Annotated in this window: 10 protein-coding genes; 1 reads left to right on the top strand and 9 read right to left on the bottom strand. The window is 34.9% G+C overall.

From position 1 onward, the window contains the following. Positions 1–528: 528 nt before the first annotated feature. From ROY99_00665 to ROY99_00640, 6 genes are all read right to left on the bottom strand, one after another. Positions 529–3258 carry a discoidin domain-containing protein gene (locus ROY99_00665; GenBank protein MDT3694868.1) on the bottom strand — a complete coding sequence of 910 codons (2730 nt, stop codon included), beginning with the start codon at positions 3256–3258 and terminating at the stop codon, positions 529–531. 532 nt (positions 3259–3790) lie between these two features. Continuing rightward, positions 3791–5347: a hypothetical protein gene (locus tag ROY99_00660; GenBank protein MDT3694867.1), complete on the bottom strand. Its 1557-nt coding sequence runs from the start codon at positions 5345–5347 to the stop codon at positions 3791–3793. Between the two features lie 373 nt (positions 5348–5720). Further along, positions 5721–8168, bottom strand: coding sequence for a YCF48-related protein (locus ROY99_00655; GenBank protein MDT3694866.1), 2448 nt, complete (start codon positions 8166–8168; stop codon positions 5721–5723). A 544-nt stretch (positions 8169–8712) separates the two neighbouring features. Beyond that, positions 8713–10557, bottom strand: a complete 1845-nt coding sequence (locus ROY99_00650) for a polysaccharide deacetylase family protein (protein MDT3694865.1) — start codon at positions 10555–10557, stop codon at positions 8713–8715. A gap of 152 nt (positions 10558–10709) precedes the next feature. Further along, positions 10710–11807 carry a T9SS type A sorting domain-containing protein gene (locus tag ROY99_00645; protein MDT3694864.1) on the bottom strand — a complete coding sequence of 366 codons (1098 nt, stop codon included), beginning with the start codon at positions 11805–11807 and terminating at the stop codon, positions 10710–10712. Between the two features lie 58 nt (positions 11808–11865). Continuing rightward, the gene (locus ROY99_00640) at positions 11866–14325 is read right to left on the bottom strand and encodes a YCF48-related protein (protein MDT3694863.1); all 2460 of its coding nucleotides are present in this window, start codon (positions 14323–14325) and stop codon (positions 11866–11868) included. A gap of 485 nt (positions 14326–14810) precedes the next feature. On the opposite strand from ROY99_00640, the gene ROY99_00635 reads away from it, so the two are divergent. Continuing rightward, positions 14811–14990, top strand: a complete 180-nt coding sequence (locus tag ROY99_00635; protein MDT3694862.1) for a hypothetical protein — start codon at positions 14811–14813, stop codon at positions 14988–14990. A gap of 153 nt (positions 14991–15143) precedes the next feature. On the opposite strand, the gene ROY99_00630 is transcribed toward ROY99_00635, so the two are convergent. The 3 genes from ROY99_00630 to ROY99_00620 all read right to left on the bottom strand — a co-directional run bounded on the left by ROY99_00630 (position 15144) and on the right by ROY99_00620 (position 18296). Beyond that, positions 15144–16151, bottom strand: a complete 1008-nt coding sequence (locus ROY99_00630) for a peptidoglycan bridge formation glycyltransferase FemA/FemB family protein (GenBank protein ID MDT3694861.1) — start codon at positions 16149–16151, stop codon at positions 15144–15146. Between the two features lie 46 nt (positions 16152–16197). Next, positions 16198–17013 carry a polysaccharide deacetylase family protein gene (locus ROY99_00625; protein MDT3694860.1) on the bottom strand — a complete coding sequence of 272 codons (816 nt, stop codon included), beginning with the start codon at positions 17011–17013 and terminating at the stop codon, positions 16198–16200. Between the two features lie 110 nt (positions 17014–17123). Continuing rightward, positions 17124–18296, bottom strand: coding sequence for a glycosyltransferase (locus ROY99_00620; protein MDT3694859.1), 1173 nt, complete (start codon positions 18294–18296; stop codon positions 17124–17126). Positions 18297–18311: the final 15 nt, after the last annotated feature.

The following is an 18311-nucleotide window of genomic DNA, read 5'->3' as shown; positions in this document are numbered from 1 at the left end:
TTATAAGTAAAAAAGTGATTTGTTTCTTTTTTTATTTTATCAATAATCTTAGTTTTTTATGTTTTTTATACATTAAATTTTTTTTGATTGAAAGTTGATGAAGTAAAACAAGTTTAAAATGAGGATATAGAGACTGTGTGCAAGGTATGTTTTTCAAAGAATAATTTCGATTCACATTCTATCTTAATTTACAACTCCAACCAAAACAATATTTTTCTAATGCATAGAGACAATTATACTTATATTCATAAAGTTTAAAAGCAAATCTATAAAATTTGAACAACAAGGTAATACATTTTATTATAGTCAATTTTATTCCCATTCAGAGAATATTTTTTAAGTGATAGTGTCAAAATTAAATCGGCAAATAAACATTACTCTTACTTGAATGTTTTTGTCTGCTTACTTTCAAAAAGTTTTTTTTAATAAAAAACCTCACTCCACGTGAGGTTTTAATCTTCATGTAAAATGAACTTTTGTTTTTTCAATACTATTTGTACAAAATAGTTTTGAAAGAGACAGATAAGATTATCGCAGGAGAATCATTTTCTTAACCTTAACAAACCCTTCACTTTCAAGTCTGTAGATATACGCACCGCTTGATAACTCACCTGCATCAAAATCAATTTTATAGTTTCCTGCTTCGTATGTTCCTTCTATAAGTGTTTCAACAAGTTCACCCAACATGTTGTAAACATTAATCTTGATATATGTTGCTTCTGGAAGAGAAAACCTTATTGTTGTGCTTGGGTTAAATGGATTAGGGTAGTTTTGTAATAATTCATACTTAGTTGGTATTGTCACTAATTCAACAACTTTTGAGTACTCAAAGTTTCCATTAAAATCAATTTGCTTTAATCGGTACTTAAGATCAGTTGACTGAATCGAGTTGATGTCATCGATGTAAGAATATTCTGTTTGTTCTGTTATTGTTCCCCTTCCATCTACAAAACCAACATATTTCCATTCGGAATTTTCGTCCTTTCTTTGAATTTCGAAACCTTGATTATTTGTTTCTGTTGCTGTGATCCATTCTAGGTTTACTTTACCATCATAATATTTAGCATTAAAGGAAATCAACTCGACTGGTATTGAGCCATTTCCCCAAATTTCAGCTTCCCACAGTCCTGCCCAGGTGCTTTGGTTGTTATCAATAAAATGAACCCGTACATACCTGGCACTAACAGCAGTGAATTCATCAACAGTCCATTCCTGATTGGAAACAGATGTTGTCTGGGAAATAATGGTAGTCCAGCTATTATGATCAGTTGATGTTGAAATCGAGTAATTGTAAACTCTACCAGCGTTCCAATTATAAAATGATAGCTTTGTTTTACATACTGTCCTGATTGCACCCAGATCGAATGTTAATTCCTCAGGCATTGGTTCAGCTGCCCATCTTGAGTCAGGGTCTCCACTAAGTGCACCAAGCCCATCAATCGTCTTTTCTGGTGTATGATCAGGCTCTATTATTATTCCTTCTACATTTGCTATAGGAAACTTCATTAACGTATCAGGTGGTAAAAGTGTGTATCCGGCAGTATTATTTTGAGCAATAGGATTACCGCTAAGGTCTTCAACATTAACGACCATAATTACATATGAACCCGGAGAATGGGGAGATGTTTGAAGAGTAACTTTTGCACCAGATAGTGATGCGTTAAGAACATTGATGTTATTAGTTATAGAATAATTGTTTTCGTTCTCAGCTGTTGCTTGATCTAACGCTTCTGAAAAATTCACAACCAGTGTTACAGAGTCCAGCAAAGTTACTCCGGTTACTCGGGGCGGAGTTAAATCAGGTCCTATATTATATTCATAAGCACCAATGGTAGGAGTGCTGCCTCTCGGTACTCCATTTATACTTTCCCACTTTAACCTGCCATTTAAGTTATAAGTTGTATTAAGATAATTTATATACCACTCAGCATCTTCACCAGCATTCTTTGCAGGTGAATTATCTCGTAACTCTGGATTAAGGATACCTTGATTAGGCTCGTGCCCGATATTATTAACAAGCAAAGGGTCTCCTTTTACACCTGTGCCTCCATAATTATTGACAAAGTCTGACCATCCAGAAGGTGTGCCAGTAGGACTACCGCCAGAACCAACTAAATTACCTGCAAAACCAATATTACTATCCCAGCTTCTGTAATACAAGTTATGCCTTATACTATCAACTCGAAGATTTGAACCTGTTGAATTATCAAAATTGCTGAGCGTATTACTGCTTGAAGGTGCATATTGTGCAATGATATTATTTATCACCCTTGTAGTAGTAGGAGTTGCGTATTCCAGCCACACGCCTCTTGTTCGTGGTCCATTAGAAACAACTGTATTATGCAATATCCAAGTTGGCGGCATAGGATTATGATCATACCATCTTGTCATAAGTGTTCCGCCCCAATTACTGCCAGACATCCAATAGCCACCTGTGTAACAGTAATTGTTATAAATGATAACAGGTAAAGTTCCTTCTGAGCCAAGTATAATTGCTATTCCGCCACCTTCAGGACTATAGACTGAATCATTTATCAAGATATTGTTAGTTATTACAAATCCATTACCCAAATAACCCTGTATTGCATCCACGTGCTGAGTAGGATGCTGATTAGGTATTCTTATGTAATTGTTATGAATAAAAACTCTTGAAGCACCCTTTACTTGTATTCCATCAGATTCACCTGAAATGTAATTTGGTGAAATTATTCTGCAATTCTCGATGAAGAGACTATCTAAATTTTGATAACCAACTTCACCTGTTTCAATTCTTACTCCAGCACTATAAAAATCGTATATCATACAAGAATCTATTTTAACACCTCTGCGGAAAGCATCAAGATTTGAATAGAAGCCGTGTGCTACTTTCCTTGTTTCAAAGCCCTTAAAGATTATATAATTTGGATTAGAACCTGTGCCTTCTTCAAATACCATAGCTACTTCATTATAATTATTACCATCTATTATTACTCTACCTGAATGTCCAGAAGGTGAAGGAGCATATCTACCAGCAGCAATCGTTATCCATTTAGCAGAAGTTCCACTGCAATTAGGCATAAGTGGTGCGTTATACACTAAAGAATCTGTGCCACCAGATATATAAACAAAATCGCCTGCACTTATCGAAGCCCAATTTATTGCACTAAATGAAGTCCAAGCATTAGCCCAGCTTGTGCCATTATTAGAACCAGTTGCATTTTTATATACATACCAATCCCTGGCGGATAGTGGGAATGATAATGATAGAATTAAAGCCACAGTTAGTAACAAACTGTTTATTTGAGAGTTGATTAAGAATCCCCGTATTTTCATCGTTGTCCCTTTATTTAATTATTTACTGAAGCAGGCTCAACATATGTGCCGTTATGAATCATTATTTATTTGGTACATTCAAAATGAGACAATCGGTAAAATCGTTAATTCAGTAATTTTTACTTAATGTTTTTTGACAATGAACTTTTTTTTTACGAAAGGGAAGATGTACGGAAAGTGTAATTTGAAGATAATCTTTCTTTCTTTAATAATAAAAATACTTAAAGATTTATAAGTAAAAAAGCGATTTGCTTAATTTTTTATTTAGAAACTTCTGAAAAATCAGGAGAATTGATAGGGAACTTATTCGTTCAGTTTTTTAGAAAATTTATCTGAGGATGCACTTTAACCTGCCAGAGACCGGTAGTCAGGTTTATTACAGTTATTAGTTTTTTGATGTTGTAAACCATGACTACCCAAATTTATTCAAATCAGTTCTGAACTGTCCTCAGTAATTATTATTAATTGATGTTTCTTTTCACTTATATTCATAAGCTCCAATAGTAGGAGTATTGTCTCTTTGAATACCATTAATACCTTCATTTGGAAGAAGAATTCCCCAGGTTTTATGAAAATAATCCAGATAAGGCTGAATATCTTCTCCCTTATTAATAGCCGGGGAATTAGGTTTTAACTCTCCATTTAAATCTAATTGATTTGATTCATGACCAAAATGTTTTACAAATAAAGGATCAGCATTTATTCCTGTTCCTCCCAGAATTCGCCATTCTGTCCAATTTGATATTTCACCAGTTCCAGCTGTACTATATATATATCCACCTGAAAATAAATTTTGCATGTTATCCTCCTTCCAGAACAAGTTATTTCTAATACTATCCATTGGCATTTCCATACGCCAAGCACTTCTTGATGAAAAATTAGTATGCCAACCATGAGTATTACTGCTTCTCCAATCCTTTCCATACATTCCATCGGGTAAACAATACATTGCATTAATATTATTTATAAACAAATCGATCTTATATTCCTGACCAACCCCTGCCATTCTTGGACCATTAGTAACAATTGTATTATTAATGATATACGTAAGTGGTTGATGAGCTTGGTCACTGTAATAACGAGTCCACATAGTATATCCCATATTTGCATTCGGATACCAAACTCCACCCATATAACAGAAATTATTATATAAAATTACCGGATTTCGTTGCTGGATTGGCTTATCATAATTATAATCAATACTTCCTAATATAAATGGCAATCCTCCGCCTTCTGGGCTGTAAACGGAATCGTTAATAATAATATTATTATAAATAATGAATCCATCTGCTTGTACACTTTGTATTCCATCATTGTGAGCCTTTGGATCTTGATTACGATTTGCAATAAAGTTATTTCGTATTATTGTACGTCTGGGATATAAAGCTCCATCTCCATTAAAATGAAAACAATCGGTTTGATTTCCTTTATATACAAAAGTAACAATCCTGCAATTTTGTATTATTGTACTATCTGCGTTACCTAAGCAAAGTACGCCAGCTAAATCGTACCAATCATAAATATTAAGAGAATCAAGAATATTACCTTTACAAACTCCAGGAGCAGAGTCAATATTAAAATTTACTCCGGCGGTGGCTTGACGGCATTCAAATCCTTTTACTGTAACGTAAGCAGGTGAGGTTCCATCATAATCATCGAACAATATACTTTCGTGTCGGGTTTCTGCTTGACCGTCTATTATAACCCTCCCGGAATGTCCTGTGGGTTTAGGCGCATATTTGCCTGCTATGATGGTGATTCTTTCTTGTTCAGTACCTCTGCATTTAGGCGTTAATGTTTCATAGTAGATTACAGAGTCTTTACCTCCGGAAATATAAATTGTATCTCCCGGTTGTATCAAATCCCACTCGATATCAGAAAAAGTTTTCCAGGCATTTGCCCAGGACGTGCCATTGTTTCGACCAATGGCATTTTTATCAACATAGTAATTTGACGAATATGAGTCTGGAGTGCATTGAATTAGTAATAGTATTAATAGTAGTGAAAGACATGTTAAGCTTGGAAGTGATTTCATTATTTCTCCTTAAAAAATGTATATGTTTATTGTCAGTATAATATGAGGCTTAGTAATGCAGATGCGCAAACATATGCAAATCTGAATACAATATAACAAAAACTGTAATGATTAAATTATTCAGAATAATTCTATTTTTGGTCCTGCAATTTATGATTGTTTTTCGGGATGGAATTTCTTTGTAAACGGAAGTATGCAGGAGTGGTTTTTGTATAGAAATAAAAATGCTTTTATACTTCACCAACTTATTTTCTATCAACCTGTTTCAGGATGTTTCAATTTTTTAAAATAAAAAACCTCACTTTTTGTGAGGTTCTAATAATCAGTTTTAAATTTTATCTTATTTCTTCTATAACGCTTAATTGCTGCAGGTTTATCGAAGGAGAATCATTTTCTTAACCTGAACAAAATCAGCACTCATAAGACTATAGAAATAGACTCCGCTTGAAAGGGAAGAAGCATCGAACGTTATTTTATGGTAACCTGCATCATAAGTTCCTGCAGCAAGTGTTTCTACAAATTCACCGAGTGCATTGTAAATATTAATTTTTAGCTGCGTTTCCTTTGGAAGTGAAAATGTTATTGTTGTGCTTGGGTTAAAAGGATTGGGATAATTTTGTGACAGCTCAAATTTGACAGGCACGATTTCCACTTCTACTATATCTGAATATTCAAATGAGCCGTCGTTATCGATTTGCTTTAGTCTGTATTGTATTTTTTTTCCTCTAACAAATAATTCACTATCTGTAAAGCTATATTCTTTCGGTGAGGTTGAATTACCGCTTCCTTCTACAAAACCAATTGTATTCCATTCGTATTCATTTACTCTTCTCTCAACATCAAATCCATGGTTGTTCGCCTCTGTTGCTGTTCGCCAATTAAGTTGTACTGTATTGTTCGTGATATATCCATTAAAAGAGATTAGTTCAACTGGCACAACATAGGTTTGATAATTGAATATTGTTCCATTTCCACCACCAATCCAACCTGTATCTTCATTGAGAAAAAATACTGTATATAAATCATTTTCCGTCAACATATCATAATAAATCCAGTTGCTGCCTAAGTCTGTTGTTTTAAGTATCGTATTATTAGAACCAGCAATCCAGATTGTATTCAAATTTGTTATACTAACAGATGTTAATGCTTCCAAGGTACCAACATTTCGTGAAAACCAGGTTTCGCCATAATCTGTCGAAAACAAAACTGTTCCAGCATCCCCGACGCATACTCCTAAGTTCGAGTTAAAGAATTTCACGCAGTTCAAATCATTAGAAGTTCCACTTGCTTTGGCTATCCAGGTTTCTCCACCATCCGTTGATTTTAATATACTACCACTTTTACCAACAGCCCAACCGTTATTTATATCTGAGAAGTATAAACTTGTAGAGCTAATCGAACTCTTTTGTACCCAGGTATTACCACCGCTTGTTGATTTATAAATCCCAGCATTATAATCATCTTTAGTAACCCAACCAGTATCCTGGTTTATAAAAAACACAGATGATGTAGGGTTACCAAAGTTAAATTTTTCAGCCCAAGTCTCTCCGCCGTCTGTAGTTTTTAGAATATATTTTCCTTCTAATGCCCACCCGATTGACTCATTTAAAAAATGAACATCAACCATACATAGATTAGAATAATCTACCAGTTGACTCTTCCAGATTTTTCCACCGTTAGTTGTTTTTAATACGACAGCTGCATGAGGCGAATTACCTTCAATACGGTATCCCGCTGCCCAGCCTATGTTTTCATCAACAAAATGAATCGAATGGATCTGATCTCTATACCCACTGAAAAGTAGTGACCAATCAGAGTCATTTTCTTCCTTTAAAGCAATCACTCCTCCTGCACCTACCGCCCATCCTGTTCCATCTTCTTTAATAAACATTGATAAAAACGGTTTTTGTTCCCAAGCCCGATATTTTCTCTCCCAGGTTATCCCGGCATCTTTGGTTTCGAAAATTTTAGAGTCATAACCATTGGGGTTCCCAACTATCCAACCAGTATTTGCATCTTTAAAGAAAACATTAAAATATCCGGGCAAGTAATCATCAGGCATCCATTCTGTCGAAATATTAAAATTTCTTTTCCCGGAATTAAATATTAATTCAGAATACTGGTTCCAGGAATTTCCACCATCTGTAGTTTTAATAACAGATCCCCAGGAACCTACTGCAAAACCATTATACTCATCGACAAAATCCACAGAATAAAGAATCATATCAGAACCCGCAAATTGTTGAGTCCAGTTAATTCCTCCATCAGTGGTTTTAATTATTGTTGGTGGTTCATTATCTGTTAGACCTCCAACTGCCCATCCTGTTGTTGAGTTTACAAAACTTACTGAATAAAGATTTTTGGATGTACCACTGCCCGAAGTAATCCAGGATGCGCCACCATTAGTTGTTTTTAATATTATTCCACCACAACCCGCAACAAGTAAAGTATTACTATCTAAAACATCAAACGAATTTAGTGTTTCTGTGGTTCCGCTTTTTTGAGTTATCCAATCTATTCCACCATTTGTCGTTTTAATAATAAGGCCAGATGCTCCAATCACCCAACCAATTTTTTCATTTACAAAATTTACTGCCTTAAGCAGAGCTGTTGTACCACTGTTTTGCTTAATCCAATCATTACCAGCGTTTGTAGTTTTTTTTATAAGTCCTTCTGAACCAACTATCCAGCCTGTGTCGTCAATAAAAAATGTAGACCAGAGGTCATTATTGTCCGGTACAGGATTTTGGTTAGTCCATTGTGGGTAGGCATTAACGAAGCAAACAATTAATAGAAAAATAAATAGTAATGACTTTTTCATGTAATCCTCTTTGGTAGATTCGAAAATATGCAAGCATTAAAAGTAATTTATCAAAAACTCTGAAAATTAAATGTTGAATAGAATCAATCAGTAAATGATCTTAAGTTTAGGAAGGGTTCAGACAATCATCATTCCATAAAAATATTTAATTATAAATGGAAATTTGATCTTTGATGTTATCATTTGAAGAAAGGGTATCAATTTCAGGCATAGTCAAATAGTCTTTAAACATTTGAACTAAATAAAAAACCTCACTCTTTGTGAGGTTCTAATAATCAGAATTAAATTTTATCCTATTTCTTCTATAACGCTTAATTGCTGCAGGTTTATCGAAGAAGAATCATTTTCTTAACCTTAACAAACTCACTACTTTCTATTCTGTATATATATGTACCACTTGAAAGGGAAGAAGCATTTCTGCCGGCGGTGGATCCGCCTTTGGCGGAGAACGTTATTTTAGGTAATCCGATTCGTAAGTTCTTTCCGTGAGTGTATCTATCAATTCACCAAGTAAATTGTAAAAATTTTAAATTAAAATAAATATTCAATCAGGTACCTGTGTAGCTTTTCCATTTTCTGGGATCCAGTAAGCATTCAAATCAGTAGCATTTACTGTTGCATCAAGGTTAAAATCTGCTGTTTTAGTCTGATAATCATATAAAGTACCGTTCTGTGGTATCCAATATGTGTTTAGATCTGTGGCATTATTACTACCATCACCACTTGCATCACCGGCAATCATTCCAAAAACATTTCCGCCAAGATCAGCCATTGGCTCATTTCCATATGCCTGTGATTGCGATGTTGTAAAATCATAGAGTGTACTATTTGTAAAACTCAGATTAACCGGATTAGCGCTCATTATTGGCAGATGATTTCTGTGCCTGATAACTATATAGTAACTTCCTGGAACTATTCGATTAAATTTTAGCTGGCTTGATCCATCCAGGTCAACAATACTGCCGTTACTTTTTAGTAAAGCTGCTCGTCGTCCTACAGTTGTATTTGCCGCTGTACCAGTTCTTAGTTCTACAAGAACCCAATCAACTATATCTGCAGGCATATTATATACTCTTTCGCTGCCGGGGTAATTCCAGATTTCCAGAGTATCATTGTATGGGTGATGAAATGGTAACATTCCTGCTGAATTCAATGTTGTTGTCATTGATCCATCTCCAGCATAACTGCCCTGAAGAAATACCTTTACATTAACATACGACTGAGTAATCAACTTTATAAATGCCCATCCTACATATCCATCACCACCTGAAACCGCTTCGGCTTTTTGAGTATATAGTGCAAACTTGCCGTTGGTAACATTAACAGTACCTAAAGAAACATCACTATTTTTAGTTACTTCAACACTATATTGCGACACATTTGAGGAATCAAATGAATAATACACCCTAAATGTTTTATCAGGCTCTCTCTCAATAATTGTAGCTCTAACCTCGTATTCACCATTTGGAACATCACGGTAAAACTTCATAACAGGTAAAGTATCATTTGAAGTGTGGCAGTAAACAACAGGCGACCCCATAAAGCGAGGTCCTGTCCAGGAAGTTTTGTGCCAGTATTCATTCCAGTTGGAAGTGTTTAAAGACGGCATTGTATCGCCCGATACTTGTTGTTCAATAGATGTAAGTAAGGGAAACTGCATTGAATCTCTCGAGCACTCAATTACACAACCAGGAGGAAACAGGTCATCTATTACTTCTCTTACCGTCTTTACCGGGATCCCACGTGCTATTACCTCATTAAATGTTGCTTCTAAGAGTGCTGATGGTTGTTCCCAGCCACCATCATTTCCAATTACATGTCCTAAAAATATTACCCACTTGTTATTCGTCACTGCATCATCCAAAGCATCTCTTACATCTTGTATCGGTACTCCACTATCCAATCCAAACCGTTTCATAGAGTACAGATCAACAGGAAAAGTATTTCCACCATCTTGCGATCCATGACCACAATAATATGGATGATATTTTTTTACAATATTAATCTTAGCATGATCCCAGGCGTGTCCCGGTGCTGCAAATCCTGAATTGGGAAATCCCAGAGAGTCCAGCCAATATTTCATTTTACTTACACTGGAATCTGTAACTCCGCTATGATCCCAAGTATGACTGCTAATCTCCCACCCGGCTTTTTGAAAAGCTAATAAGTGGTTGATAGCATCATATCCTGCTCCTTGAGTCCACCAATGTACTGCATTTACATAAACAACTGCGGGAAATCCGTACTGCTGAAACAATGGAAATCCAAGATCCCACCAGGAAGGATATCCATCATCGTAGGTAAAGGAAACAACAGGTCCGGTCTGTGCATTTGAATTACCGATGCCTAGAAAAAAAAGTATTATTAATAAAGCTATTTTACGCTTCATTCCATCTCCTTGTGATCCGAAAACACTATAAGCATAAATTCTTTTGTTAAAATCGGGTCAGATTAAAAATAGTTTAAAAGGTTTTACTTCTGCACTGTTAAAATCAGCGATAGGAATCTTCTTTAACAGTTGGAGTTATATTCATTAAAAAATTATTTTATAAGGATCATTTTTCTCACCTGAGAAAATTCACTGCTTTCAATTCTGTAAAAATAAATTCCGCTCGGCATATTGGAAGCATTAAGTGTTACTTTATGGTAACCGGCTTCGTAAGTTCCTTCAGCAAGTGTTTGCACCAATTCACCAAGCATATTATAAACATTAATTTTTAACTGTGTTTCTTTTGGAAGCGAGAATCTTATTGTTGTGCTCGGGTTAAATGGGTTCGGGTAATTCTGCGAAAGCTCAAACTTTGCTGGCAGTATTTCTACTTCGACTATATCTGAGTACTCATATTTACCATCTGTATCAATTTGTTTTAATCTGTACTGGAACTTGCTGCCACCTGCAAACAGCTCATTGTCTGTAAAGCTATAATTCTTTGGTGAGTTTGAGTTTCCGTTTCCTTCAACAAAACCAAGAGTATTCCATTCGCCATCATTAATTTTTCTCTCGATATTGAAGCCGTAGTTGTTAACTTCAGTTTTTGTAATCCAATTTAAATCTACTTCAGAATTGTTTTTATATTTTGCTGTAAAAGTAGAAAGTTCGACGGGAAGGGGAGAGTCTAGAGGAGACCATGTTCCAGCGCCGAGTAACGTAATTGTTGTACCATTTATACTATACACTGCTGTAGGCGATGGGTTTGCACTTCTAAAATTCAAGTTGGATATCAAATTGCTATTCGTTATTGTAAAACCTATTGAAGCTACATCCATCCACCCGGTCCCTACTGTGGCAGCGTATGCATCATTGGGCTGTAAGTAAACAATGTTTATAGAAGCAACTCCTGATAAAGGTTGGGTAACCGTCATATTATTATAAATTGTCAGTGGCGGACCTGCATTAACCCCACTAAAATTATACGCTGTTAATAGTGTAGGAGTACTTAATCCAGCAGAATTAAAATTAAATGTTATACTAGAGGCCGCTAATTTAAAAGTACTGCTTGCTCTTATCTGAACCTTTACATTAAAATTACTACCGTTGTTTAATTCCTCTATGAATTGTAAATCATATGTTTGTGATAATAAAATTTCGGGTGTAAGTAACAGGACAAATAATATCGTCAATATGTTTATTTTTTTCATTTTTCTTACCTTTAATCTAATTTGATTAATTTTTCTTTTGCATTCAATAATAATGATATCAATTTGGAACCTGTGTCGCCTTTCCGTTTTCAGGAATCCAATATAAGTTCAGATCTGTAGCATTTATTGTTGCATCAAGATTAAAATCTGCGGTTTTGGTCTGATAATCATAAGCAGTACCGTTCTGCGGTATCCAATAAGTATTTAAATCTATAGCATTATTACTGCCATCTCTATTAGCATCTCCAGCAATCATTCCAAAACCACCACCTGATAATGAAACCATAGGATTAACGCCAGTCGTATAAGCTTGTGATTGCGATGTTGTAAAATCATATAAAACAGAACTGCTGCTTAGCGGAATAGCTGCTGCAGTCATTATAGCTAAATGGTTCCGGTGTCTAACAACAACATAATAATTTCCAGTGCTTAAATCTGAAAATGTAACGGGACTTGATCCATCAATGTCCACTATTGTTCCATCACTTTTAATGAAAGCTGCACACATTCCAACTTTAGAATTTGAAGCAGTTCCAGTTCGTAATTCAACAAGTACCCAATCAACAATATTGGAATTAGGAATGCTATCAACTAAACTTGCGCTATAACCGTAAGCTGCCGTATCATATGCAGCCTGTGAATTTACCGGTATGAGATCATTTGCGTTAAGTATTGTGGTCATAGCGCTGCCGGTATAAGGTCCTTCCAAATACACTTTTAAATTAGCTGTAATAAAATTCTGCGGAGCTGTTGTCCTCAAAATTATACCTCCTTCACCGACTATAGTTCCGGTATTTGCATCAGTAAAAAAGACGCCGAATAAAAAGTTAGTGGTATTAGTTTCTTCTATTGCCCAGGTTGTACCGGAGTCTGTCGTTCTAAGAACTGTACCAGATTCACCGACAACAATTCCATTATTTGTATCTGTAAAGAAAACGCCACTCAATTCTTTTGATATTCCGCTTGTTTGTGTAATCCAGTTTGTTCCGCCATTAGTAGTTCTAAGGATAACTCCACTGTAGCCGACAATAGTTCCGTTATTTTCATCTGAAAAGAAAATACTAGTTAAATTATTTGTTGTTCCGCTTGTTATTGAATTCCAGGTTGTTCCGCTATCAGTAGTTTTTAGAACTATTCCTGTATCGCCAACTGCAAAGCCAGTATTTGCATTTGTAAAAAAGACACTCATTAAATGTTTTGTAGTTCCGCTTGTTATTGAATTCCAGGTTGAGCCGGTATCAGTAGTTTTTAGAATTGTTCCACTTTCACCAACAACTATTACGGTATTTGCATCAGCAAAAAAACCACAATTCAGATTGTCTATTCCGTTAGTTTGTACATTCCAGCTTGCACCCCTGTTTGTAGTTTTGAGGATTTTTCCATCGTTACCCACAATAATACCGTTACTTTTGTTTTGCTTTGAAAAACAAACGCCCCGTAAATTTTCCACTGGCGGAAGTTGTATTTCCCAGCTTGTTCCGCCGTCTGTAGTATAAAGAACTCTTCCAGCATTACCAACAGCAGTTCCTGTATCTTTAGAAGTAAAGAATACACTATAAAGATTCGCCTGCGCACCGCTTGATTTTGCGTTCCAGGTAGCACCGCCGTCTGTAGTTTTCATAACTGAACCGTAAAGTCCAACAGCAATTCCAACATTTGAATTGGTAAAGCAGACACCGGCTAATGTTTTTGTTAAATGCGGAGGTTCTTCCCAGCTTGTGCCACCATTGGTGGTTCTAACTATAACACCACCCCAGCCAACGGCAACACCATGATTCGCATCTGTAAAGTAAACATCTTCAAAATATGCACCGATTGAGAGTGAATCCTTAGTCCAGCTTGTACCACCGTTAGTTGTTCGAAGAATAGTTGATGCCCAGCCAACAGCTATGCCTGTATCTTTATTTGTGAGGAAGACACTAGTTAATGTGTGTGTTGTTCCGCTTGACACAGAATCCCAGGTCGTTCCACCATTTGTGGTTCTTATTAAAGTTCCGTCTTTACCTACGGCAATACCGTTGCTTGTATCTGAAAAAGAAACTCCAATCAATTCATCAGTTGTGGGGCTTGATGCTTGAGCCCAGGTATTACCTCCGTTAGTAGTTCTAAGAATTATTCCCTCACGGCCAACAACAGTACCATGATTTGCATCGGCAAAACATATGCTATGCAGATAATTTGACACTTCACTATCTTGTGAAGTCCAATTTATTCCACCGTTTGTAGTCTTCATAATTAAACCATTTGCACCGATAATCCATCCAGTGTTTGCATTAATAAAGCTTACATCTGTAAGCTCAAATTGTGTTTGGCTTGCTTGCGATTCCCAGGTAGTACCGCCATCGCTAGTTTTGAGGATCATACCTGCATTACCGACAGCCCAGCCAATATCAGCAGAGACAAGTTTAACAGCGTTAAATGAATTGCCCGTAGGATATGGATTCTGCAAATACCATTGTGAAAATCCACTAAATGAGGAAAGAATAAATACAAATGTTAATAATAAAAATTTTGTCAAATTAACTTCCTTAAAATGCCTGTATATTCTACAGAGTTTAATTATATCACCAGTTTTCGGAAATAGAGAGGTTAAATAATCTCATCAATTATATAAATTTTTCTTTGAATTATAAAAATAAATTTTCAATAATCATACCATCAAAATATGCAAATTATTAAAATATTGTCATCAATCAAATTATTTTTTGAGAAATGAGAATTACTACGAGACAATTAAAAATTTCTTTGAATGTGTGAGCTGAACTATGAAACACACCTACTAATTCCATTCTTCCAAATCAATCGGGAGTGTAAATGATTCTGTATAAATGGCTAAAGCAAGTGATTCGCAAAGTGCTGTAAAGCCCCGATTGTCATCGGGATAAACTCCGCAGAACAGCCCTAACTTGGTAAAAATCTTATAAGACTTTTTTATTTTAAGAACGAATTACTCTTAACCGTTAATCAAATTTCCTTTCGGTAGTCAGTAAAGAGACATACAATATGGAACTAACACTTGTATTGATCGAGCAACTTACAGCAGATCGGAAAAAAACCAAAACATATCAAGACTTGATGAGAACAGGAAGGTCCTTCTTTTCGATCATCAGAACTTCGATTAAAGGGATACTTGTAACAGAACTAACCGAGCACCCAGGTTATGAAAAATACTCACCCATCTGAAGAACACAGGCAACAGCCGCTCAGCACCAACAGAGGAAACAGCTCTTATTGCTCATAATCTCATTTATCAATTCTTTTAAATGGGGGATTAAAAAATATCCTTTAACACTAATTCTCAGTTACGCAAAATATTTAAAAGACTCTATAATTAATTTATCTTTTAATAAACTCTCCGATACTAGTAATATTCTTGGATAACCTGTTATTGTATGATTCAAAAGTGCCCATACCTAGTACTTCCTGATCAGTAATCCCGGATTTAAAATGATATCCCCCGGGATTATCGTCTTTATTAATACCTCCTAGATCATATCTTTGACATCCCTTTTGCTTTAACCATTTTATCATTTCCCACTGCAGTAAATACGAAGCCTTAGTCTTCATACCAACTTCATTTGATGCTCCAAGTAAATAAATTCCAGTATTTCCAATGATGCTGCCTACTATACCAGCAACTGGTAATTTATCTTTATATGCGATAAATATTATCTTCTTGTATTCATCATCCAATGCCTCATTAGCTTCTCCCATTTTATAAGGATCAATGTATTCTTTGAATTTCTTTCGTGCTATCATTTGATCGTAAATCCCAAGAAAGATATTATATAGCTGCTGGTTATTTCCTTCTTCTATTTCCAGATCATTCCTTTCTGACTGATTCAGACAGTTTCTCCATTTTTGCTTGAGATTTTTTCTTATTTCATCAAATTCTTTGTCAAGATATAAAACTAATGTCTGGTATCTTCTGATTTTCTTCAAACGATTAAATCCAAGGTTTTCGACAAAATCTAAATTTGGAACCATGTCAGAAAAAATGAATGGTTGTATCCTTAATACAAGTTGCTGTTTCACCACAAACTCTTCTCTCAACGCAACAAAAATATCTGCTAAAATCTGAATGTTGATTTCTTGATTTCTTTTCTGCCATACCGGCCCATTTAAAATGTAAGCTATGCCACGATTTAAGAATGGAACTGTCCTGATGCGTACTGTTACTAAACTAATCAGATTTTGATTTAAGTAAAGAGCAAGATGTTTTACTCTCTTTTCATTTTGAACTATTGAAGCAAAATTCCAGGTTTGATATATGTTTGCATCTTCAAATTCCCTCAGAGATGCATGCCAAAATGCTTTGTCGTTTATTTCTTTTATTAAAATCATTTTATGCGAAAAAGTTTTATAGTTATAATCGTTTTTATTTTAAGATTCAAGACTGAAAGGATAGAAATTTCTTTACCTTTGCTTTCCATCTGCTGACTGTTGGCAGCCAGGAAAATGCTCCAGCAGCTTTAAGTCTAAATTCCAAACGTGAGTCGTCCGGGTTAACGCCAACTCTTCCAAATACTTTCCTTTTTGTGGGCAAAGAAATCATTTCTGGTTCCGTTGTATAAACAAAACCATAACCGCAATCCAAAGCTTGATTTATCAACTCATCATTAAAACTACCATAAGGGAAGCTAAACGAAACAACGTCCTTCCCAGTGATTTTTTCGAGGAGCGATTTTGATAGATTAAACTCCTCTCGTGCAGCTTCTGAGGTTACATTTCTTAAATCTGTATGATGTAAAGTATGTGACCCAATTTCTATCCCTTGATCTGCAAGCTCCTTTATTTCATCACAGTTTAAGATTCTGTCGTTATGGTAAATTTCCTGTCGTTTTTGTTCCCACTTTGGGTAATCACCGATCCTGGCAGCAGGAACAAATATTGTTGTCGGGATTCTTCTTTTTATTAATTCGGGTAATGCGTTTAGTAAAATGCTGGATAATCCATCATCAAATGTAATCGAAATTAGATTTTTCTTTGAATTAATTGAATTAAAAGAATTTAATGAAACGAAGCAATATTTACTTGAAAGATAATTTAACTGTCTAAGAAATCTTTCTTTTTCACTTTCCAATACAGAGTGATAATACAGCACAACACAATGTTGATTGCTGGATGTCTTAAACACAAAAAGTAAAACTTTCTTAAAACAAAGATAAAGAACACTAATAAAAATTTTAATAAATCTTATGATCATTTTATACAATTATCATTAAAGATGTAGGAAAAAGAAATTAATTATTGTATTGTTTTGAAGAATAAATAGCAAAACTATAAAAGGAATTTATTAACATTACAAGCAATATTTCACCTATGTTTAGTCATTTTCTCATAAACCGGAATCAATGATTCTGCACTATCCTTCCAGGTATATTTTTTAGCACAGATATTCTTCACATAGTTTCTCATCTCTTCAAGTTTAGATTCATCAGAAAAAATTTGGATTATCTTTTCAGATAAATTTTCCGGAGTATTAGAAGGTAACACAAAACCACTCCTGCCTTCATCAATAATTTCTTCAAAATCTCCCACATTTGAGGTAATGATAGGTCTTCCAAAAGTAAAAGCCAGATGCGGGATTCCACTATGTGTAACTCTTCTATAGGGTAAAACTACAACATCAGATGCAATAAAATAATTTGCAACTTCAGCTACCGGAATAAACTTATCATGAAAAACAACTTGAACTTCTTTCGATAACTGTGATAATATTTCTTTGCATTTAATAACAATATTCCTCGTCTCTTCATCACCAGCCTCACCAGCAATTATTAATGCCAGGTTTTTGATTTTCTTGGACGCCAAAGTAATTGAATTGGATAAAATGTCTAATCCTTTATATTCCTTAATTGCTCCAAAAAATAAAATAACATTTTGCTGCTGGGACAAGCCAAAAATATTTCTTGCTTCAGATTTTGTTAAAATTTTATCCGGAATATAATTGTCAAAATCACCATGAGGCATTACTTTTATTTTTTCCTCATTAAGCTTTGTTTGCTGGGCAAGAGTCTTTTTATTTGAATTGGAATGCACGAATAGAATATCAGATATCTTATAAACTATTAGATTAAAAAGATGATCGAGTTTGCTCTCATCCAAAGGTGAAATATCGTGTACCGTATAAGCAAGATTTATCCCCCACAATTTGAGTAGTACAAAGAATAAACTTTCAATTCTTCTTCTGCGAAAGAACTGAAAATGAACAACATCATATTTTTCTTTTCGTATTAGCTTAATAATATTCAACAGATATTTGAAATATCTGAAGGTTTTATCAATCTTATTTACATCTTTTGCTTTTGTTGGACAGAGAGGAAGAAAAGGAAAATCATAAGTTCCCTTATCCCTGTTATCCTCGGGTACGATAAGACTTATATCAAGACCAGTTTTTTTCAATTCCTTGCAAATGTAAAGGGCATATTCGTTTCCTTCCCCTACCCAGGAATCTATCATTAATACTTTAATTTTATTCAAACTCATGAAACTATCTCACTT

The organism is Ignavibacterium sp. (assembly GCA_032027145.1).
In the GTDB taxonomy this organism is placed as follows: domain Bacteria; phylum Bacteroidota; class Ignavibacteria; order Ignavibacteriales; family Ignavibacteriaceae; genus IGN3.
The sequence above is the reverse complement of the archived record's forward strand: the minus strand, read 5'-3'. Positions and strand labels throughout refer to the sequence as shown.